Origin of the sequence: Aquimarina aggregata (assembly GCF_001632745.1) — a bacterium.
GTDB lineage: Bacteria > Bacteroidota > Bacteroidia > Flavobacteriales > Flavobacteriaceae > Aquimarina > Aquimarina aggregata.
This window is the reverse complement of record NZ_LQRT01000046.1, coordinates 16,294-37,644: the sequence shown is the minus strand read 5'-3', so window position 1 is coordinate 37,644 and position 21,351 is coordinate 16,294. Positions and strand designations below refer to the sequence as shown.

General features: G+C 32.3%; 19 protein-coding genes and 2 tRNA genes. 11 read left to right on the top strand and 10 right to left on the bottom strand.

What is annotated here, in order from left to right:
* Positions 1–9: 9 nt before the first annotated feature.
* The 3 genes from AWE51_RS21205 to AWE51_RS21195 form a co-directional block, all read right to left on the bottom strand.
* A complete protein-coding gene (locus AWE51_RS21205) occupies positions 10–1,311 on the bottom strand; it encodes a ferredoxin reductase family protein (protein ID WP_066317920.1) in 1,302 nt (433 codons plus the stop codon).
* Between the two features lie 19 nt (positions 1,312–1,330).
* Complete coding sequence (locus AWE51_RS21200) at positions 1,331–2,098, bottom strand: helix-turn-helix domain-containing protein (RefSeq protein WP_066317913.1); 768 nt, start codon at positions 2,096–2,098, stop codon at positions 1,331–1,333.
* A 274-nt stretch (positions 2,099–2,372) separates the two neighbouring features.
* Positions 2,373–2,457: transfer RNA gene (locus AWE51_RS21195), tRNA-Ser, on the bottom strand.
* 172 nt (positions 2,458–2,629) lie between these two features.
* On the opposite strand from AWE51_RS21195, the gene AWE51_RS21190 reads away from it, so the two are divergent.
* Complete coding sequence (locus AWE51_RS21190; protein WP_066317911.1) at positions 2,630–3,673, top strand: M28 family metallopeptidase; 1,044 nt, start codon at positions 2,630–2,632, stop codon at positions 3,671–3,673.
* Between the two features lie 307 nt (positions 3,674–3,980).
* On the opposite strand, the gene AWE51_RS21185 is transcribed toward AWE51_RS21190, so the two are convergent.
* From AWE51_RS21185 to AWE51_RS21170, 4 genes are all read right to left on the bottom strand, one after another.
* Positions 3,981–4,056, bottom strand: a tRNA-His gene (locus tag AWE51_RS21185).
* A 58-nt stretch (positions 4,057–4,114) separates the two neighbouring features.
* On the bottom strand, positions 4,115–4,837 hold the full coding sequence (gene bshB1, locus AWE51_RS21180; RefSeq protein ID WP_066317910.1) for a bacillithiol biosynthesis deacetylase BshB1: 723 nt from the start codon (positions 4,835–4,837) through the stop codon (positions 4,115–4,117).
* A complete protein-coding gene (locus tag AWE51_RS21175; protein ID WP_066317908.1) occupies positions 4,834–6,009 on the bottom strand; it encodes a trans-sulfuration enzyme family protein in 1,176 nt (391 codons plus the stop codon). The genes bshB1 and AWE51_RS21175 overlap by 4 nt, the downstream gene beginning before the upstream one ends.
* Positions 6,010–6,127: 118 nt before the next feature.
* Positions 6,128–8,287 carry a tetratricopeptide repeat-containing hybrid sensor histidine kinase/response regulator gene (locus tag AWE51_RS21170; protein WP_082832546.1) on the bottom strand — a complete coding sequence of 720 codons (2,160 nt, stop codon included), beginning with the start codon at positions 8,285–8,287 and terminating at the stop codon, positions 6,128–6,130.
* Between the two features lie 352 nt (positions 8,288–8,639).
* Between AWE51_RS21170 and AWE51_RS21165 the strand changes: the two genes are divergently transcribed.
* The 9 genes from AWE51_RS21165 (at position 8,640) to ribB (ending at position 16,901) form a co-directional block, all read left to right on the top strand.
* A complete protein-coding gene (locus tag AWE51_RS21165; RefSeq protein ID WP_066317906.1) occupies positions 8,640–9,278 on the top strand; it encodes a peroxiredoxin in 639 nt (212 codons plus the stop codon).
* A gap of 71 nt (positions 9,279–9,349) precedes the next feature.
* On the top strand, positions 9,350–9,664 hold the full coding sequence (locus tag AWE51_RS21160; RefSeq protein WP_066317903.1) for a thioredoxin family protein: 315 nt from the start codon (positions 9,350–9,352) through the stop codon (positions 9,662–9,664).
* On the top strand, positions 9,645–9,902 hold the full coding sequence (locus AWE51_RS21155) for a DUF6952 family protein (RefSeq protein ID WP_066317901.1): 258 nt from the start codon (positions 9,645–9,647) through the stop codon (positions 9,900–9,902). Before AWE51_RS21160 ends, AWE51_RS21155 begins: the two co-directional genes overlap by 20 nt.
* A 113-nt stretch (positions 9,903–10,015) precedes the next feature.
* Positions 10,016–10,516, top strand: a complete 501-nt coding sequence (gene tpx / locus AWE51_RS21150; protein WP_066317894.1) for a thiol peroxidase — start codon at positions 10,016–10,018, stop codon at positions 10,514–10,516.
* Positions 10,517–10,522: 6 nt separating this feature from the next.
* Complete coding sequence (locus AWE51_RS21145) at positions 10,523–10,891, top strand: diacylglycerol kinase (RefSeq protein ID WP_066317891.1); 369 nt, start codon at positions 10,523–10,525, stop codon at positions 10,889–10,891.
* A 67-nt stretch (positions 10,892–10,958) separates the two neighbouring features.
* Positions 10,959–13,472, top strand: coding sequence for an FtsK/SpoIIIE family DNA translocase (locus AWE51_RS21140; RefSeq protein ID WP_066317888.1), 2,514 nt, complete (start codon positions 10,959–10,961; stop codon positions 13,470–13,472).
* Positions 13,473–13,526: 54 nt separating this feature from the next.
* On the top strand, positions 13,527–14,162 hold the full coding sequence (locus AWE51_RS21135) for a LolA family protein (protein WP_066317886.1): 636 nt from the start codon (positions 13,527–13,529) through the stop codon (positions 14,160–14,162).
* A 93-nt stretch (positions 14,163–14,255) separates the two neighbouring features.
* Entirely contained in the window at positions 14,256–15,701 is a 1,446-nt protein-coding gene (locus AWE51_RS21130) for an LptF/LptG family permease (RefSeq protein ID WP_066317884.1), read from the top strand.
* A gap of 48 nt (positions 15,702–15,749) precedes the next feature.
* Positions 15,750–16,901 (top strand): 3,4-dihydroxy-2-butanone-4-phosphate synthase, encoded by a 1,152-nt coding sequence (gene ribB, locus AWE51_RS21125; RefSeq protein WP_066317882.1) that lies wholly within the window; start codon positions 15,750–15,752, stop codon positions 16,899–16,901.
* Positions 16,902–16,918: 17 nt separating this feature from the next.
* Here the strand turns inward: ribB and AWE51_RS21120 are convergent, their stop codons facing one another.
* Complete coding sequence (locus tag AWE51_RS21120; RefSeq protein ID WP_066317876.1) at positions 16,919–18,109, bottom strand: DegT/DnrJ/EryC1/StrS family aminotransferase; 1,191 nt, start codon at positions 18,107–18,109, stop codon at positions 16,919–16,921.
* A 128-nt stretch (positions 18,110–18,237) separates the two neighbouring features.
* Positions 18,238–18,867, bottom strand: coding sequence for an NAD(P)H-dependent oxidoreductase (locus tag AWE51_RS21115; protein WP_066317875.1), 630 nt, complete (start codon positions 18,865–18,867; stop codon positions 18,238–18,240).
* Positions 18,868–18,955: 88 nt separating this feature from the next.
* On the opposite strand from AWE51_RS21115, the gene AWE51_RS21110 reads away from it, so the two are divergent.
* On the top strand, positions 18,956–19,351 hold the full coding sequence (locus tag AWE51_RS21110; protein ID WP_066317874.1) for an acyl-CoA thioesterase: 396 nt from the start codon (positions 18,956–18,958) through the stop codon (positions 19,349–19,351).
* 81 nt (positions 19,352–19,432) lie between these two features.
* Here the strand turns inward: AWE51_RS21110 and nhaC are convergent, their stop codons facing one another.
* Positions 19,433–20,917: a Na+/H+ antiporter NhaC gene (nhaC, locus tag AWE51_RS21105; RefSeq protein WP_066317872.1), complete on the bottom strand. Its 1,485-nt coding sequence runs from the start codon at positions 20,915–20,917 to the stop codon at positions 19,433–19,435.
* Positions 20,918–21,351 lie beyond the last annotated feature (434 nt).

The window sequence follows — 21,351 nt, the reverse complement described above, 5'->3', positions numbered from 1 at the left end:
TAATTGCTTTTATCTGAAGGCAAATTCCTCATCATAAATATCTTTTTGTTTTACTCTTTCTTCTTTGAGCTGTTTTACTATACTTCCTTTTAAAGTATCAGGACCACAGATGAGGTATGATTTTTTTTCTGGATCTCTTAAGCTTAAATGATCAACGGTGATATGACCTTTTGATACAGAATCCCATAAAATAAATTCAAATAGGGGATTATCATTACTTAGTTTTTCTAGTTCGTTTTTATATGGTGCTTCACTTTCGTCATTAACACACCAATACAAAGTCACTTTGTTAGTGTAGTAATCTTTTATTAAAGAAAGAAATGGTGTTATTCCGATACCACCAGCTATCCAAATTTGCTCTTTTTCTTTTGAGTAACTACTAGAAAACTTTCCATATGGTCCTTCGACTTTTACGATATCTCCAATAGATAATTTTGATGATAAGCCGGATGTATAATCTCCTAAACCTTTTATCGTAATTCTCAAATTTTCATCGTGAGGATGACTGCTTAAAGTGAATGGATGCTGCTCTCTTTTGCTAATAGAAGGAAACTTGAAAAAGGCAAACTGTCCTGCTTTATATAGTAATGGATTTGATTGAGCATGCATTGTCAATTCAAAAGTATCATTGCCTAATTCTTTAATTGATTGAATTGTATACTCTAATTGTTTGTTGAATATGTTAAATAGAAAAGCTTTATAAAACCAAGCTGCAATACCTATAAATGACATCCCAAAGACATATATACGTGTTATAGGAAGTTCTTTAATTAAACTATCGACAAGAATTCCATGTGCCACTCCCATAACATAAAACACGCCCATAAGTTTATGAATGTTGATCCATTTATGGTAAGGTATTTTCTTTTTGAAGATAGGTGCCGCAGAAAGAACAACACCTATTATGATTAGGATAAAGGCATAAAACCCTAATGGCTTACCTGCATTAAATTCTACTAAATCCCTAGGAACAACAATAAAATGTGCTAGTAATAAAAATACAGCAATAACACCAGAGCGTCTGTGAATCAAGTACATTTTATCTAAACCTCCAAAGGTATGCTCAACCCAATGTGCTCTAGTCGCCATTAGAAAATTAAAAGCAAATACAGTGACGACCCAGGAAGAAAAAACCTCTCCTAGAATACGATGTATATTTTGCCAAGACTCATTGGTGAGTTCTCCAAAAAGTAAGGTGTCTGATGATACTTCTGTAAAATTGCCATTGTAAAAATATAGATCAATGGCCCAGAAGATAAAATGGATACCAATTATTATTGGAAAATAGATTTCCTGTTTTAAGATTCGCATAAATAAGTTTTCTTCAAACTTATGGCTTCTTCATATTCTTCAATTGTATAAATTGGTCATTTTGAAGTTGATGAAGTTGTGTAGGAGTATGACCAGTATGCTTTTTAACTTCACGAATAAAATGAGCTTGGTCAAAGAATCCTTTTTCTGGAAAAAATGCTCCATCTCTTATTTGAAAATATGCCCTGTAACATTTTTGAATGTTAAGATATTTTTTAAGTGAAATACCTATGTATTTGTTTAAGTACCTGCTAATGGTTCGTTGTGACCAATATATTTGCATGGCTACCTCGCTTGCTTGAATGTCACCATAAGTACTGTATAAAAATTGGCTCAATCTTAATCTATTTGGTTTTATCTCATCGGCATTTGGTAATCTATCTAGAATTGTATACTCAAATTGATCTACGATTTCAGAAAATGTAGAGAACTCTACATTTCTAATATTAAAAAAAGAGGTATTTAACTGTTCTACAGTATTTAAAAGAGAACTTACTTCGCGTTGTAGTATATATTCTGGAGCTATTATTTTGAAACGTATTCCGTAAGTGATAATTCCAGGAGGAACAATAATGTCTATTTCTTTAGCCCAAATACCGGTTAAAAAATAGGCAACAATTTTATGATCCTTCAATTGAACTATAAGTTTTATGTAACCATCTGGACAGATAGTAACCTCTTGGGGGAATTCAGTTAAATTTTTGTTTTCCCAATAAGAAGCTACAAAATCTTCTAATTCTTTTCTTGGATATAGTTCGTTATATTCTCTAATAATATTTGATGGCATTTATAACATATAATTTTTCCAAACATATGTTGTGTTTATATATTTTGATTGTATAAAATGGTCATTGTTTTTGATTCTGTTTGATACTTTTTTGTGATTTGGATTACAAAACACATTTGTAATGATAATTGTATAGTTACAAATTAAATAAACATATTAGATAATTAGTATAAAGGTTTTACTTAGTTTAAGACAGTAAAAAGTATTTTTATAGGACAAGGGGGGAGTTTAAATAAAAAAAACCTTGTAAATCAAATGTTTACAAGGCTTTTTGCGGAGAAAGAGGGATTCGAACCCCCGGAGGTGTGACCCTCGCTGGTTTTCAAGACCAGTGCATTCGACCACTCTGCCATTTCTCCAGTGTTTAGTCTCATCAAGTATTCCTTGAATGCGGGTGCAAATATAAAACCTTTTTTAATTCTAAAAAGAATAATTTTAATTTTTTTTAAAGCATTTTTTTGAAATAAAATAAAGCTTACACGCATCTGCTACGAATTCAGTATATTGTAGTTTTATATAGGACTTTAATGCATGAAAAATATAGTATTACTTTGTAGCTTATTTGTTGTTTCTTGTTGCGGAACATCAAAAAATAACTCTAGTACCTCTCAGACTGAGACCATTGTAGATTATTCACCTAAAGCAAAGGCGTATGCGGATCGTATCACGGCAAAAGAACTTAAAGAATACCTGTATACTTTTGCGGGTGATGAGTTTGAAGGTAGGGATACCGGAGAGCCGGGTCAAAAAAAAGCTGCAGAATATATAAAGCAACAATATAAGAGAATGAGAATTCCTTCACCAATAGAAAATAATAGCTATTTTCAAGAAATTCCTGAAAGTTATTTTAGAGGAGGAATAAAAGCATCTGAAAATGTTTTGGCATATATAGAGGGTAGTGAAAAACCTAGTGAAATTATCGTGATTTCTGCACATTTAGATCATGTAGGGAAAGATGAGAACGGTAATATTTTTAACGGCGCAGATGATGATGGGTCAGGTACAGTTGCTTTGTTAGAAATTGCAGAGGCATTTATGAAGGCGAAGAAGGATGGATTAGGTCCAAAACGGTCAATCCTATTCTTGCATGTTACAGGAGAAGAGAAAGGCTTATATGGCTCTAGATATTATACAGAAAACCCAGTTTTTCCATTAGAAAATACAGTAGCCGATCTTAATATTGATATGATAGGTAGAATTGATGATAAACATAAAGGAGAAGATAAAAATAACTACTTGTATTTGATCGGAAGTGATAGGCTTAGTACAGAATTGCATGCTATTAGTGAGATGGTCAATGAAAAATATACACAATTAGAATTAGACTACACTTATAATGAAAGAAATGACCCTAATAGGTTTTATTTTAGAAGCGACCATTACAACTTTGCTAAACATAATATTCCGATTATATTTTATTTTAATGGAGTTCATGAAGATTATCATAAAATCACAGATACACCTGATAAAATCGAATATGATTTAATGGCTACACGAACTAAATTAGTATTTTATACAGCATGGGAACTAGCTAATAGGGCAAGACGTATAGTTGTAGATGGTGTTGATCAATAATGTATTTAATACTTGTTAAAAATATATTTGCAGATATTACGGTTTTACCGTAATTTGTAGAGCGTCAAATTCATAAATAAGGGGGATTATTTATGACGTAAATATAGATGGTGGGGTTTTAAACCGCACCATTCTTGTTTAAAAAGATAACAGTTCTTTTGTTTAAGAGCGTTTACTAAATTTTAAACTTTTTGCGTTTGGTCTTAGTATATTGCAAGTAGTATTGATTTTTGGTAGGGTAAATATGCCTTTTATAAAGAAGTAAAAGAAAAAAGGATCATAAGTTTCCTTACAATCCTTTAATTATGGGTGGAAGACGGGATTCGAACCCGCGACCCTTGGTACCACAAACCAATGCTCTAACCAACTGAGCTACAACCACCATTTAATTTCGGGTGCAAAAATAAAGCATTTCTATATTTCTACAAACTTTTTTTTGCATTAAATTAAATTAAAAATAGAATCGACTGCAACATAGCGTTCTACAGTATACCCTTCTGCATATTCTACACCGATAATACGTCCTAAATCGTATGCTCTGTACCTAACACTATCTTTAAAATTTTTGCTAGAAATAGGAGTAGACGGTTCTGAATTTTTGTCATTTTCATTATAGAATTGAGAACTATAGGCCATAACACTATCCATTTTTACATCCATATAATCAGAAATGTCAACAACAAAATCAGGTTCTATATTTTTCCATTGAATATAGTGGTAGACATGTTTCGGTCTCCATGCATCTTGCCGCACTCCGTCTAAAGTTGTTTCGATTCTTCTTAATCCAGATAAAAAGCAAGCATCACTTGTTAATTTACTCCCTTTTCCGTGATCGATATGACGATCGGTTATAGCGTTGCAAAGCACTATCTCGGGTTTGTATTTACGAATGATCTTAATAATTTCTAATTGATGTTTTTCATCATTCACAAAAAAACCATCTCTAAAGGCTAAATTTTCTCGTACATGAACATTTAAAATTTCGGCGGCTCTTTTTGCTTCTTGATCTCTAATTTCGGCGCTTCCTCTAGTTCCTAACTCGCCTCTAGTTAAATCTAAAATCCCAACTTTTTTACCTCTGCTTACTTCTTTGGCTATAGTGCCAGAACAACTTAGTTCTACGTCATCTGGGTGAGCTCCTATTGCAAGGATATCTAATTTCATATATTATGTTCTAATACTAGTTTTTTTGTTTTTTCTAAAGCTTGTAAGATATCATAGACTAAATCTTCTTTTTCCTCTATTCCAACACTAAACCTTAATAATCCATCATTAATTCCTTGTAACTGTCTTTCGTCTTCTGAAAGTAATGCATGTGAGGTGAGGTGAGGAGATAGTATGGTACTTTCTACTCCAGCCAAACTCATAGAGCTTTTAATCAATTTTAATTCTTTTTGAAAAGTACTAGCGTCTAGTCCGTTTTTGAGTTCAAAAGATAACATTCCACCAAAACCTTTCATTTGTTTTTTTGCTAACTCATGATCTGGATGAGAAGATAGCCCAGGATAATAAACAGCGGCAATATCATCATGTTTTTTAAGCCACTTTGCTAATTTTAAAGCAGTTTTATTTTGACGTTTTACTCGTATTCCTAAAGTTTTAATGCTACGTTCTAGCATCCACACAGTAAAATCACTTAAACTACCGCCAAAGTTTTTAGCTACTTGAAATATTTTATCGATATGAGCTTCAGTGGCAACTACAGCTCCGGCTAAAATGTCACTGTGGCCTCCTAAATATTTTGTTGCAGAATGCAAAACAATATCAATCCCTAAAGTTATAGGGTTTTGATTTACAGGAGAAGCAAATGTATTGTCAATCATTGTGACAATATCATTCTGCTTAGCTATGTCCGCAACTGCCTTAATATCTGTTAAAGTGAGTAAAGGATTAGACGGTGTTTCTATATAGATAACTTTGGTGTTGGGTTTAATTTTTTCTTTAAAACCTTCAATTCCTTGAGAGTCTACATAAGAAAACTCTATTCCATACTTTTCGAATTCTTCATTAACCAAATTCGCTGTACCACCGTAAAGTGTTCGTTGTAATACAATATGATCTCCTTTTTGTAAAAACGCAAATAAGGTTGTGCTAATAGCAGCCATTCCGCTTCCAAAAATTAAAGATGATTCTCCTTTTTCAAGTGCTGCTATTTTTTTGCAAAGCGCTTCTTGGTTTGGAGTATTGAAATATCTAGGATAACGTTTTACATCAACATCCTCAAAAGCGTAAGACGTAGATAGATATATGGGTGACACAGCACCTTTGAACTGCTCATCTTTGATTTCACCAAGATGTGTGCAAATGGTATTAAAACCTGGTTTCTTTGAATTCATAATGCTAACGATGACTTTGAAAAATTAAGCACCTAAATTAAGATATTCAATAGAAATTTAGATAGGATTTAACAGATTAGGTCTAAATATTAAGAATTTAATATTTTATAATGATGAATTATACCATTTTGACTTTAGATATGTTTCTCATTATAGTTTGGAAGAATTGCTGAGTATCGTAAGGTTTTATGATTACATCATTCATACCTACAGATAAGGCTTGATTTCTGATTTCACCCTCCTCTACAGCTGTTAAAGCAATCACAGGTATATGCGTATTAAACGTTCTAATAACCTTAGTGGCTTCAAGACCATTCATTTCGGGCATATTAATGTCCATTAACACTAAATCGAATTTCTCGTTTTTTAACATAGTAATAGCATCCATACCATTACTCGCTATATCACAAGTATACCCCTTCTTTTTTAAGATGTTTTTGGTAACTATCTGATTGATCTTATTATCGTCTACAATAAGAACATTAAAATTGCTTGTACCAATACTTATATTTTCTCCTTTTTGTAGAGAGATAGTTTCTTGTTTGACAGCCTTTTCATAGGAAAGATCAAAATAAAATTCAGAGCCTTTGCCTTCTTGACTTTTAATTTTTATCTCACTATTATGAAGATGGATAAGTTTTTTAACAATCGCTAGTCCTAAACCAGTTCCTTCATATTCCTGGTTCTCATTCTTGACTTGAGCAAAATTGTCAAAAATAGTTTGTTGTTTGTTTTTTGGAATCCCAATACCGTCATCTTTAACTGTAAAGCGCAATAGGTAATTGTCATTATCACCGTCTAGATGTTTTACCGATACCCAAATGTTCCCGTCTTTTGTGAATTTGAGAGAATTACCGATTAAATTGATCAATATTTGGGATAACCGAACCGAATCACCTAACAAGGTTGTATTTATCTTTTTGTCAATATCTATATGAACTGTATTATTATTGCTTTTTTGTTTAGTGTGAAGCGAGTTAACAATACCTTCTATAAGTGTTCTAATATCAAAGGAAACTTTTTCTAGACGTACTTCATTTGTTTCTATTTTACTTAACTGAAGAACATCATTAATAAGTGCAAGTAGATAATCTCCAGAAAATTTTAAAGATTCTAGGTATTCATTCTTTTTCTTTCCTTCGGGATTTTCCATTAAAAGAGAAGTAAGACCTATAACACCATAAAGAGGTGTTCTAAGTTCATGACTTACCGTAGAAATGAACTGTGATTTTAAAGTAGAAACTTGTTCTGCAGTTTCTTTAGCGCTAATTAGTTCTTTATTGTTTTCAATTAAGTCAGAGTTCAATCTTTTCTTTTGAATATTGTTTTTGTACGAACTAATCAAAAATGCTAAAGAAATTAAAATTAATATAATACCAAGAATGATAATAATTCGCCATTTGGCAACTTCGTCATCACTTTCTTCTTTTTGAGATTCAGCTTTTTCAGCTCTTTTTTCTAGAAGGTCCACTTCGTATTTTATATTGGCTCTTCTTAATTCTTTTAATTTTTTTAAATCTCTAGCTCTTATTATATTTTGAAATTGTCTTTTTTGATAATTATATGCCTTTTGATAATCATTTTGTTTTTTGTACAAAGTTGATTTGGTTTCATAGCTAGATGCTAATAATTCAAAATATGTAGAAACTAATTCATCAGCATTTTTTTTATTTTTTGTTTCTCCTAAAGAATAGGTGATCGCTTGATCAATATGTTCTTCGGCTGTTTCATATTCTCTAATATTTAGAAAATACTTTCCTAAAAGTCCATTTAATTTTGTTTTATCAAGATTAGAAGATTTATCTTGAATCAATTTTCTTGCAGGATCAAGATATTCGAAAGCACTATCAAAATCACTCCTTGAGATATAATACTCCCCAAGGTTTAGTAAAGGGCGTATCATTCTAGCAGTATCTTTTAAGCTTACTGCGTATTGATAAGATTGTTTATAATAATCAACACCAGTCTTTCTTGTAAGATTATGTTTTGTAAATACTCGGGCTAAGTTATTATAAAGATCGGTCTCTAAAGTTTTACTCTTCGAGCTTTTAGCATAAGTAAGTGCTTTTCTATAGTTACCTCTTGCTTTAGTATCGTCTTCATTAATTTCATAATTCTTAGCTATTATATTATAGATAAGACCAAGACTTTTATCATCATTATTGTATTTAGCATTCTGCAAAGCAGCTTGCGCTATCTCAAGAGATTTTTCATACTTGTATTCTTTCTGAAGTTTTTCAGCTTTTTCTATATAAATTTGGATACTATCAGAAGTCAATGAGTTCTGTGATTGTATTATTTGAGTACAACCAATTATAAATAAAAGGATTATATGTTTTGAAAAGTTGTTCAACTTCTGTTCATTAATTTAATTATTTCCGTAAGCGAAAATACAAAAATAGATTAAAGACAGTGTTATTCACCGTAAAAAAAGTACAATTTATCCGTAATTATTGTAAGGTTTATCTGTTTTTTGTAAGAATTTTTTAGGAATGATCAGAAACAAGATGTATGATTAGTAAAAACTATTAAGATATAGAGAATTAAAATTGGCTGTTTATAATAGTTGTTTAAGTAAATGTATATTTGCGCCATCAAAAAAATCAATTATAAATTTTAAACAGAAAAATATGGCATTTGTAGGCAAAAAATTCCCGAATCTAGACGTTGACGCGATGAACGATATGGGGGATACTTTTAAGCTTAATGTTTTGGAAGAAGCTAAAAACAAAAATAAGAAAGTACTACTTTTTTGGTACCCAAAAGATTTTACTTTTGTTTGCCCAACAGAGTTACACGCTTTTCAAGAGGCAATGCAAGAATTTGAAAAAAGAGACACTATTGTTATTGGTGCTTCTTGTGATACACCAGAGGTTCATTTTGCATGGTTGAATACTTCTAAAGATGATGGAGGTATCGAAGGAGTTACATATCCTATTCTTGCCGATTCTAATCGTAATTTATCTAGCACATTAGGTATTCTTGATATTACTAATGAAACGTATAATGAAGAAACAGGTGTAGTTACTGTAGAAGGAGATAATGTTACTTACAGAGCAACATATTTAATCGATGAAGAAGGTACAGTTTTTCATGAAGGAATAAATCACATGCCAGTAGGAAGAAACGTAGCAGAATTTTTGAGATTAATTGATGCGTATGCGCATGTTCAAAAAAATGGAGAAGTTTGTCCTGCAAACTGGGAAGAAGGAAAAGAAGCAATGAATGCAAATAGAGAAGGAGTAGCTTCTTATTTGGCAGCAAACTAATATAGAATTAGAAACAAAGTGTTTTCTATCGCAGAACAGAAAACACTTTGTTTCAGTTTAAAAAAATAAGCATGATTCAAGAATTAAAAGAGGATAACCTTTCTCAATTGGTAGAAGATAATGGTACTGTAATTGTTCAGTATTCGGCATCATGGTGTGGTAACTGTCGTATAATGAAACCAAAATTTAAGAAACTAGCAACAGAAAACAGTGATGCTACTTTTGTGGTTGTTGATGCAGAGAAATTTCCGGAATCAAGAAAAATGGCAACCGTAGATAACCTACCTACTTTTGCTGCTTTTACTAAAGGAAGCTTTGTAAATCAGGTGCAGACCAATAAATTTGAAATTCTTAAAGAACTAGTCGATGAAGTTACCAGTAATTAAGCACCTTGTTAATTTTATTGAAGAAAATGATGAGGATTTTTTAGTTGAAACTATCGAAACATTAGAATCATTAACCGAGGTTCCTTCATTGAAGGATGAAGAACTAGATGTTATGGGAGAATTAATCTCTAATTTATATGGAGCGATAGAAGTAGATAAAATGATTAAACAAGGTACTCCAAAAAAGGAAGCCTTAAATAGCTTTATGCAACGAGTCCTTGGATCAATAGATACTTGAAAAAGAAAAACTAAACCTTCTAAATAAGAAGGTTTTTTTATTTTCGGGAAACTATAACAATTTTACGATATAATCTTATTAATTTTAAAGCTCCAAAACAACAATCATTTATTATGACTTCAATTACATTAAAAGGAAATACGATACACACTAATGGCGCTTTACCAGAAGTTGGACAAAAAGCACCAGATTTTGAAATGATAAATACAGATTTATCGACGATAAGTTTAGAAAACTATAAAGGCTCTAGAGTCGTGTTAAACATATTTCCATCTATAGATACAGGAATTTGTGCCGCTTCGGTTAGAGAATTTAATAAAAAAGCGAGTGATCTTTCAAATACTAAAGTTTTATGTATTTCTAGAGATTTACCATTTGCTCAAGGACGTTTTTGTGGAGCAGAAGGATTAGAAAATGTGATTAACCTTTCTGATTTTAATACAGGTAAATTTGGAAAAGACTACGGTGTTGAAATAACCGATGGACCAATGCAAGGTTTGCATTCAAGAGCAGTTGTTGTACTTGATGAAGAGGGTGTAGTTAAATATACAGAACAGGTACCTGAAATTGTGCAAGAACCAGATTATACTGCGGCACTTAATACATTGTCATAAAATATAATGAGTAACATCTCCAAATTTGTTTTAGGTAGACTAAGAGGTTGTGGTTATGCTTTTAAAGGAGCATTGTTGTTATTAAAAACAGAGGCTAGTATACAAGTTCAAGCAGGTATTGCAATTATAATGACGATATTAGGGTTTTATTTCGATATCACATCTACCGAGTGGATTTTGCAAATTTTTGCAATAGGACTCGTGATGAGTATCGAAGGTGTAAATACAACCGCAGAAGCTATAGCTGATTTTATACACCCGGATTTTCATGATAAAATAGGGTTTATAAAAGATGTAGCTGCAGGAGCTGTTTTTATTGCTGCAATTACTGCAATGATTATTGGTTTTATAATTTATATCCCTTATTTCATTTAGAAAATTTTTCTGGCATTTTTACGTTCCAATATAGATATTCGTATTTTTGCGATAAGACATCCAAAGAATGGCTAAAAGAAAGGTAAATACAAAAAGGAAAACAACAAAAAAACCTAAAACACCATTAAAAGAAAAATTTAAATTATCCAGACAACAAAAAGTTGTTCTGGGTAGTTTTTTGTTCTTTTTAGGGATAGGGTTATTTTTTGCTTTTATTTCGTTTTTCTTCAATTGGAAAATTGATCAAAGCGAAATTTCTCAATTTTATAATAGAACAGCTTCTCCAAAGAATTGGTTAAGCAAATTTGGGGCAACAGTAAGTCACTTCTTTATTTTTAAAGGATTTGGAGTTTCTTCTTTAGCGTTGCCAATATTAACTTCACTAACAGGGGTTTATTTATTTTTTGATTTAAATAAAAAGAAATTAGCTGGATTCTGGTTTTGGGGCACCCTGGTAATGATATGGGTTTCGGTAATTTTAGGTTTTGTAGAAAAAGAAAGTGGTTTATTAGCTGGAGTAATCGGTTATGAAACGAATGACTTTTTACAAGATTATGTTGGATTTATAGGGACTGTATTAGTATTAGCATTTTTTGCAATAGTATATATTGTTGTTCGTCTGCGTTATACACCAGAAAAACTCACAGCATCTTTAAAAACTACACAAAAAGAGATAGTTCAGGATTATGAAACTGTTCCCGATGTAAAGAATGGGCATCAATTGTCTACAGAATCAAAGGAAGATACAAGTAGTAGTTCAGCAATTAAAAAACGAATTGACGCTCTTATCGCTAAATCTAAAGATGTTACTAAAAAAGAAAGTGACAATACAGATAAAAAAGTGCCTTCCAATAAAGGAAAAGAGATTGTTAAGGATGATGATACAAATGAAATTAGCTTAAATCCAACGGTTAATGATTTTTATGGAAACCCTAATAATAGGGATAATGAAGTGCCTGAGAAATTAATCATTAAGTCCGAAGATAATCCTGAAGATATCGCGATGGAAGTTGAAACTACGATCGAAGAAGAGGAGGTTAAAAATTTAAGTGCCAAATTAGTAGAAGATTTTGGAGAGTTTGATCCAAAACTAGAATTGGGGAATTATAAATTCCCGGCAATTAACTTGTTAAAAGATTATACAAGTCAATCAGGAGGCATTACTATTGATCAGGGCGAATTAGAAGAAAATAAGAACCGAATTGTAGAGACGTTAAAGAATTATAAGATTGAAATAGCCCAAATTAAAGCTACAGTAGGACCTACGGTAACATTGTATGAGATTGTACCTGAAGCAGGGATTCGTATTTCTAAAATAAAAAACTTAGAAGATGATATTGCGTTATCATTAGCAGCATTAGGTATTCGTATTATAGCTCCTATACCAGGTAAAGGTACCATAGGAATAGAAGTACCTAATAAAAACTCAACCATAGTATCTATGCGATCGGCAATAGCATCCTCAAAATTTCAAAATGCAGAAATGGAGCTACCGCTGTCTTTAGGTAAAACTATATCAAACGAGACCTTTGTAGTAGATTTAGCTAAAATGCCTCACTTGTTAATGGCAGGAGCAACAGGACAAGGTAAATCTGTAGGACTTAATGCAATTTTAACTTCATTATTGTACAAAAAACATCCTGCCGAAGTAAAATTTGTACTTGTTGATCCAAAAAAAGTTGAACTAACTTTATTTAATAAAATAGAACGTCATTATTTGGCAAAATTACCAGATACAGACGAAGCTATCATTACCGATAATACCAAGGTGATCAATACACTTAACTCTTTGTGTATTGAAATGGATGCGCGTTATGACCTGTTAAAAAACGCCATGGTACGTAATATAAAAGAGTATAATGCCAAATTTAAAGCAAGGAAATTAAATCCAGAAAACGGACATAAGTTTTTACCTTATATTGTACTTGTGGTAGATGAGTTTGCGGATCTTATTATGACTGCAGGTAAAGAAGTAGAAACGCCTATTGCCAGACTAGCGCAGTTAGCTAGAGCAATCGGAATACATTTAATCATAGCCACGCAACGACCTTCGGTAAATGTGATTACAGGTATGATTAAAGCCAATTTCCCTGCTAGAATAGCATTTAGAGTAACCTCTAAGATAGACTCTAGAACGATACTTGATACTGGAGGTGCGGATCAGTTAATCGGTAGAGGAGATATGTTGTTTACTCAAGGAAATGAGCTTATAAGAATACAATGTGCCTTTGTAGATACTCCCGAAGTAGAAAGGATAACCGAGTATATCGGAAGCCAGAAAGCATATCCTGATGCACACTTGTTACCAGAATATTCTGGAGAGGAAAGTGGCACAAGTCTTGATATAGATAAGAGTGATAGGGATAAATTATTTAAAGAAGCGGCAGAAGTAATTGTCACAGCGCAACAAGGTTCGGCGTCTTTATTACAGAGAAAATTAAAATTAGGTTACAATAGAGCAGGTAGATTAATTGATCAATTAGAATCAGCAGGTATTGTTGGTCCTTTTGAAGGAAGTAAAGCTAGACAAGTGCTTGTCACTGATTTAGTGGCACTTCAACAGTTATTGGATAATGAGTAAATCATTATTCAGTATTTCAAATTTACAATAGTATAATAAGAACAAACAAACAAAATGATAAAGAAAATAATACTTTTAGTATTCGTATTTAGCATAACGACTATACAAGCACAAAGCGCAAAAGAACTTTTAGATGAAGTATCTAAAAAGGTAAAGAGCTATTCTAATATTGTTATAGGTTTTAAATATGCTTTAAATAATCCAGCAGAAAATGTATCTCAAGAAACTAGAGGAGATGTTACCTTACAAGGAAATAAATATCTTCTTAATTTAATGGGTACACAACAGTTGTATGACGGAAAAAAGTTACATGTAATTATTCCTGAAGATGAGGAAATTAATATATCATCTCAAGACGAAAATGATGATAGTAGTATCACACCCTCAAAAATGTTAACTTTTTATGAAGAAGGTTATACGTATAAAATGGATATTGTTCAGGATGTTCAAGGAAGAAAAATACAATATGTTAAATTGATCCCCATAGATTCTAAAAGTGATTTAAAAGAGATATTACTTGGTATTGATAAAGAAACTAAACATATTTATAAAGTAATTGAAAAGCAAAATAATGGTACTAATGCTACGATTACAATTCATAACTTTAAAACAAACCAGCCATTGTCTGAAATGTTATTTAAGTTCAATGAGTCAAAGTATGCAAACTACTATATTAATCGATTAGATTAAAACAAAAAAATTAAAGAACATAAGTTAAACATGCTTATGTTCTTTAATTTTTAAATTACTTTTACAGGCAGATACTCGGCAAAAATAAAATAGGTGAAGATTCTCGATAGATATATATTAACTACATTTTTAAAGACTTTTTTTCCACTCTTTATTATTATAATGTTTATCCTTTTACTGCAAACTATCTGGTTATTTATTTCAGAGTTAGCAGGAAAAGATCTTGATTTTTCAGTAATAGTAAAGTTTCTAACCTTTGCAACACCAAGGCTTATTCCTATGGTTTTGCCACTTACTATATTACTTACCTCTATTATGATTTTTGGTAATTTTGCCGAAAACTATGAGTTTGCTGCGATGAAATCTTCAGGGATCTCTTTACAGAGAGCAATGAGAACATTATCGGTATTTATCTTTTTTGTAGGTATAGGAGCATTTTTATTTTCTAATACTGTGATTCCTAGGTCAGAAAAGCGATTTATAAACCTGCGTAAGAATATAGTGAAAGTCAAACCCGCCATGGTAATTGCTCCTAATCAATTTAATGATCTAGGAGATATTAATATTAAAGTAGCCGAGAAATTTGGCGATAATGATCAATTTCTTAACGATATTATAATTCATAAAAAAGCTGCGCGTCCTGGCAATTTTACGGTGATCAAAGCGGTGAATGGAGAATTAAAGGGAAGTGTAGATTCGGATTTGATCACTTTAGAGCTTAATGATGGTAATTATTATGATGAAATTCAACAAAGATCATCACAAAGAAGAAAGAAACTTCCATTTGCAAAAACGCATTTCAAGAAATATGTTCTCAACTTGGATTTATCAGCTCTAGGCGATGTTGATATGGATGCTCAAGTGCATAACAAAGGGTATCATATGCTTAATGTGAGTGAATTAAGAAGTGAGATTGATACCTTATCTGATGCCGTAAATAAAGAAATTAATTCTCTTCAGGGCGATGTGGATAGATCAAATGGAGTAAGAGATTTAAATAAAAATTTAAAAATAGAGGTTGATGAAAATGTTAAAGAGAACGATTCATTAGACTTTAAAGATCATTTTGATACCAATCAAAAAATACAAATTTATGGTGTAGCCTTTTCGAATGCAGATGGTATGATCAGAAAAATAAGTACCACAAAAAGAAGTTTGGCTATTCGAAAGCGAGGTTTAAATAAATATGAAATGTCATTGCATGATAAATATGCTTTGGGTGTTGCTTGTGTTTTACTTTTTTTCGTTGGTGCACCATTAGGAGCCATTATTAGAAAAGGAGGTTTAGGTTTACCAATAGTGATTGGAGTAGTATTGTTTTTAACGTATCATTTTATTGGTATTTTTGCTAAAAATGGAGCGGAAGAAGGTGGTATACCTCCTTTTGTAGGGTCTTGGCTTTCTACTTTTATCATATTTCCGTTAAGTATATTCCTTACACGTAGGGCCACTTCGGATAGGGGGATTTCTAATTTTGATACCGTTATACAGCCCATACGAGATTTCTTTGCAAAACGCCTATCTAAATCTAAAAAATAGAGTTCTTTTTGAATATCTTTGCAGGTAATTATTTTATATCATAGTACTATGTCGCAAATGACCGAATCCAACAATAAAATTAAGTTGAATACCATTCAAGAAGCTATCGAAGATATTCGACAGGGTAAAGTAATTATTGTGGTAGATGATGAAGATCGAGAGAATGAAGGGGATTTTCTAGCGGCAGCAGAAAAAGTGACTCCAGAGATGATTAATTTTATGGCAACTCATGGTAGAGGACTTATTTGTGCTCCGCTTACAGAGAATCGCTGTGAAGATTTAAAGTTGAATATGATGGTTGGTAATAATACCGATCCAATGGAGACTGCATTTACAATTTCTGTAGATCTTAAAGGAAAAGGAGTTACTACTGGTATTTCGGCAAGTGATCGAGCACAAACCGTATTAGCTTTAACAGATGATACTACTAAATCCTATGAATTGGCTCGTCCAGGTCATATTTTTCCTCTGAAAGCTAAAGAAGGAGGTGTTTTGAGAAGAACAGGTCATACTGAAGCTGCAATAGATTTTGCAAGATTAGCAGGTTTAAAACCAGCAGGGGTTATTGTTGAGATAATGAATGAAGATGGTACTATGGCACGATTACCACAATTGGTAGAAGTCGCTAAAAAGTTTGATTTAAAACTAGTATCTATCGAAGATCTCGTGGCTTATCGTATGCAACACGATTCTCTTATTGAGAAAAAAGAAGATTTTGATATCGTTACGCGTTTTGGAAAATATAGATTAAGAGCGTATAAGCAAACTACGAATAACCAGATTCATATAGCTTTGACGCAAGGTAATTGGAACCAAAACGAACCCGTTTTAACTAGAGTGAATTCTACTTTGTTTAACAATGATATTTTAGGAACATTAACAAATAATGCCGATAAGCGATTAGATGCGATGTTTAAGCGTATTAATAGCGAGGGTAAAGGTGCTATAATTTTTATTAATCAAGAAAGTCAGTCTCTTAATCTTTTAGGACGATTAAAAGCATTAAAAGAGATTCAAAATAATGAAGATGTAGTAAAAGCTCCAAAAATCGTAATGGATAGTAAAGATTTTGGAATAGGAGCTCAAATATTACATGACCTAAATATTCATAAACTGCGCTTAGTGTCAAATACGGTACAACAAAAACGTGTTGGAATGATTGGCTACGGACTAGAAATAGTAGAATATGTTAATTACTAAATAAAAAGTACTTTATATTATAATACACTTTTTATTGCTTCAACCATTTTCGAAGCTCTTTCATTAACTTCAGTCTCTGACCAACCTAGTTTGATAAGGCAAGATATTGATCTTCCCATCCATGCATCACTGGCATCAAAGGTTTTGTTATTTTTTTGAAGGCCTGTCTGTATTTCTTGTGAAAATTTTCCTAAAGATTTTTGATCTAACAGGTGTTCCCATTTTTTGTAGTAGTGCCAGTTATTATCATACCAATAAAAACAAGCATCTACACCATAATTACCAAGGGCTTTATGTGTATTTCTAGCAAGGTCTTCAGAGGGTAAAAAGAGGGTCAAAAAAGCATAACTTTCAACACCACCAACTGGTACTCTTCTAAACGTTACTTCAGGGATAGTTTTTAATGCATTTCTAAGTATTGTATAGTTTCTTTCCTGAACAGAGATTGTATGATCAAGTTTTCTTAATTGTGCAATACCAACTGCTGCATTTAATTCTGATAACCTATAATTATACCCTAAAAAAGGATGAGATTCGGCACCTCTATCATTACCCACATGATCGTGACCATGATCTTGGTATTTATGAGCTCTATCAGCAAATTTCTTCGAGTTCGTTACTATACCGCCACCTTCTCCACAGGTTACGGTTTTTACAAAATCAAAAGAAAAACATCCAAGATCTCCATAACTTCCAAGGGGTTTATTATCATAAGTTCCTCCAATTGCTTGACAGGCATCTTCTAATAATATCAAATTATGTTTTTCACAAATGGCTTTAAGAGCGCTTAGATCTGCCATAGAACCACACATGTGAACTGGCATTATAGCTTTAGTTTTAGTAGTGATAGTAGCTTCTACAGCCTTAGGGTCAAGAGTAAGTGTATCGTCGATATCACATAAAACCGGTACGGCTCCAACGGATAAGATAGCTTCAAAACTAGCAACAAATGTAAAGGTTGGCATAATAACTTCATCTCCAGAACCTATTTCAGCGCAAGCTAAAGCAACAGTCAAGGCAGCAGTACCACTAGACACAACTTGAGCATATTTGGTTTGCATACGATCAGCCAAATCTTTTTCAAGTTCTAGAGCTTTATGGTGACCATTTCGCATTGGATCAAAACCATAGCGCATTAAAACACCATTGTCCAAAACATCTTGAACTTCTTTCTTTTCTTCGTCACCAAATATCTCAAATCCTGGCATACCTTTACTTTATTAAATTGAATACTAATTTTGACAAAAGTACCGAAAAGAGTTTTGATTTAATAGCTGTTTTTTTAATTTTTGAACAAGCTATTTTACATGGCTTTCTTGTGCTGATTAGGAGTGAGTTATATAGTAATAACAGTGTCTTTTATTGATCGTCTTACTTTTTTGAAATCAGAAAACATGTCATCTTTAGCTCGATATCCAACAGGTAGCACAAGTACAGAAGATAATCCTAATTCGGTAAGATTAAGAATTTCATTATACTTTTCAGGAATAAAACCTTCCATAGGACATGCGTCAATTTTTTCAATGGCGCATACGGTTAATAAGTTCCCCATAGCCAAATATGCTTGTTTGGTAGCCCAACTAGAGATTTCCTCATTCGGTTTGTTTTTGAAAGAATCTATTAGCTGTTTTTTAAATGGATTTAGTATTTCTTCAGAAGTATTTCTTATCGTTTGTACATTATCAAAATGTTTACTAATATATTCTTCGCCAATAGTATTTTCAATACAAAACACTAGTACATGTGAAGCATCTGCAACTTGTTGTTGATTCCAAGAATGTTTTGTAAGTTCTTTTTGTAACTTTTTATCTTTTACTACAACTAGTTTTAGAGGTTGTAAACCATATGATGTGGCAGTAAGGTTGAAAGCTTCTATTAAAGTATTTAATTTTTCCTGCGGAAGCATCTTTTCGTCATCAAACTTTTTTGTAGCATAGCGCCACTGTAATTGTTCTATTATATTCATTAGATTTTTTTTAATCCAATGCAAAGATACTACGATATGATTTACCTTTGATCCTAATAATTATAAGAAAAAACTATATACCTACTTTATGAAAACTATAGAAGAATTGATTAGAGCATCCGAAACTAGAATTTTTAAGGCTGTTTTTCCGAATACTACAAATCATTATGAGACCTTGTTTGGGGGGACTGCTTTACAACTTATGGATGAGGTTTCTTTTATTTGTGCTACTCGTTTTTCTAGAAAAAAAGTGGTAACAATTTCGACGGATAAAATAGATTTTGAGAAACCTATTCCTGAAGGTACTATTATAGAGTTAGTAGCAAAAGTTTCTGAAGTTGGGAGAACTAGTTGCACTGTAAAAGTTGATATTTATAAAGAAGAAATGTATAATTATGATCGTGAGATTGCAGTTTCTGGTTACTTTAAGTTTGTAGCGATAGATAATCATAAAAAGCCCATACCTATAATTGATAGGAAATAAGTAATGCTTCCGTTTTAGGTAATACATAATATAAAAAAATAAACCCCACTAACCAAGTAGAGTGGGGTTTGTTATATACAATTAGCTTTTTGCAAGCTGTTTGATTTTTATCCTAAATGCTGCAAATAACAATGTCATAAACGGACTTAACCAATTAAATATGGCGAAAAAGAAATAATCTACGACAGGAACACCAAGAACTCCACTTTGATAAGCTCCACAGGTATTCCATGGTACTAAAACAGAAGTTACAGTTCCTGAATCCTCTAATGTTCTACTCAAATTTTCTGGAGCGAGTCCTTTATCTTTAAAAGCCTTAGCATACATTCTACCAGGTACAACAATTGCTAAATACTGATCTGAAGCTGTAACATTTAAAGCTAAGCAGCTTACTACGGTACTGGCAAACAACCCAAAAACAGTATCAAATAAGTTTAATAAAGCTTTACTAATTCTGGCTAAGGCGCCAATAGCATCCATAACGCCACCAAATACCATAGCACATACAATCAACCAAATCGTACCTAACATACCTGACATTCCTCCTGCAGAGAATAAGTCATTTAATTGTGCATTGGTTGTTTCTACAGCAGTATCCACGGTCATTGCTTTCATTACACCAATGTAGGCAGAATTAAATGTAAGTTCAGTACTACCGGCTATACCCATTACGATCCCTGGTTGAGCTATGATAGCAGCTATTGCTCCAAGTAAAGTACCTGCCAATAGAGCGATCAAGGGTGGTGTTTTTCTAATAATTAAAACGATTACTAACACAGGAACAATAAAAAGCCATGGAGTAATGGTAAAGGCGCTGCTAATTGCTTGTAATTGTTCGCCTATTTCAGGAGTTCCAGAAGTATCTATAGTAAAACCAATGATTATAAAAACTATAAGAGTAATAATAATGGTAGGTACGGTTGTGTACGCCATGTACTTTATATGAGAAAATAATTCTCCTCCTGCCATTGCTGGTGCCAAATTCGTAGTATCTGATAATGGTGACATTTTATCACCAAAATATGCTCCTGATATTACAGCTCCTGCAGTCATACCTAATGATATTCCGAGGGTATCACCAATTCCAATAAGAGCAATACCTACTGTAGCAGAAGTTGTCCAGGAACTACCTGTAGCAATTGATATAATCGCGCAAATAATGACACAAGCAGCCAGAAAAATAGTAGGATTTAAAATCTGTAGCCCATAATAGATCATAGTGGGTATAATACCACTAATTAACCATGTTCCTGCAAGTGACCCTACCATTAAAAGAATAAGAAGTGCTCCTGTTGTTGATTTAACATTATTAGCTACCTCTTCCATCATTTGTTTATAAGACACTTTGTTGAAAAAGCCAACAATTGCAGCTACAGCAGCACCTAGTAATAAAATAAACTGGTTACTACCACTTAATGCATCATCCCCAAAAGCAAAAGATACATTATAAAATAACATTCCTACTAATATAATAACAGGTAGCAAGGCTTCCCAAATACTTAGTTCTTTGTTTTCAATGATTTCTTCGTTTTTGGGATCTTTAGGAGTGATGTTTGTGCTTTCCATTTGTTGTTTTCAGAATTTTATGGATGTAATGTTACGATATTAATAAAATTTATGCAACGCTATATTTAGTTTAATTGCTTTTAGGAAATCAAAAGGATAAACAATTTCTTAAAACAATTAGTTCTTTTTTAACACGAAAAGTTATTTTGTCGATTATTTGTGTATTTTGTCGATTTATTGTGTTTTCTTCATAACTGATTTTGTGAATTGATGTGTAATATAGACTACTTTTGAAGTGTAAAAGAAAAACAAGTAAGAGAAAAATTGGAATTGATTGTGTGTATACTTTTTTTTGCCCCTTAACCTATAAAGCCTCATCCCCTCGAGGCTTTTATTTTTAACAATTTTATTGTTGTTGTTAGAATGAGATAAAGTACAATACAATTTTAATTATTCTGGTTACCTATTTTTTAAAAGTGATCCAATAAAATCTC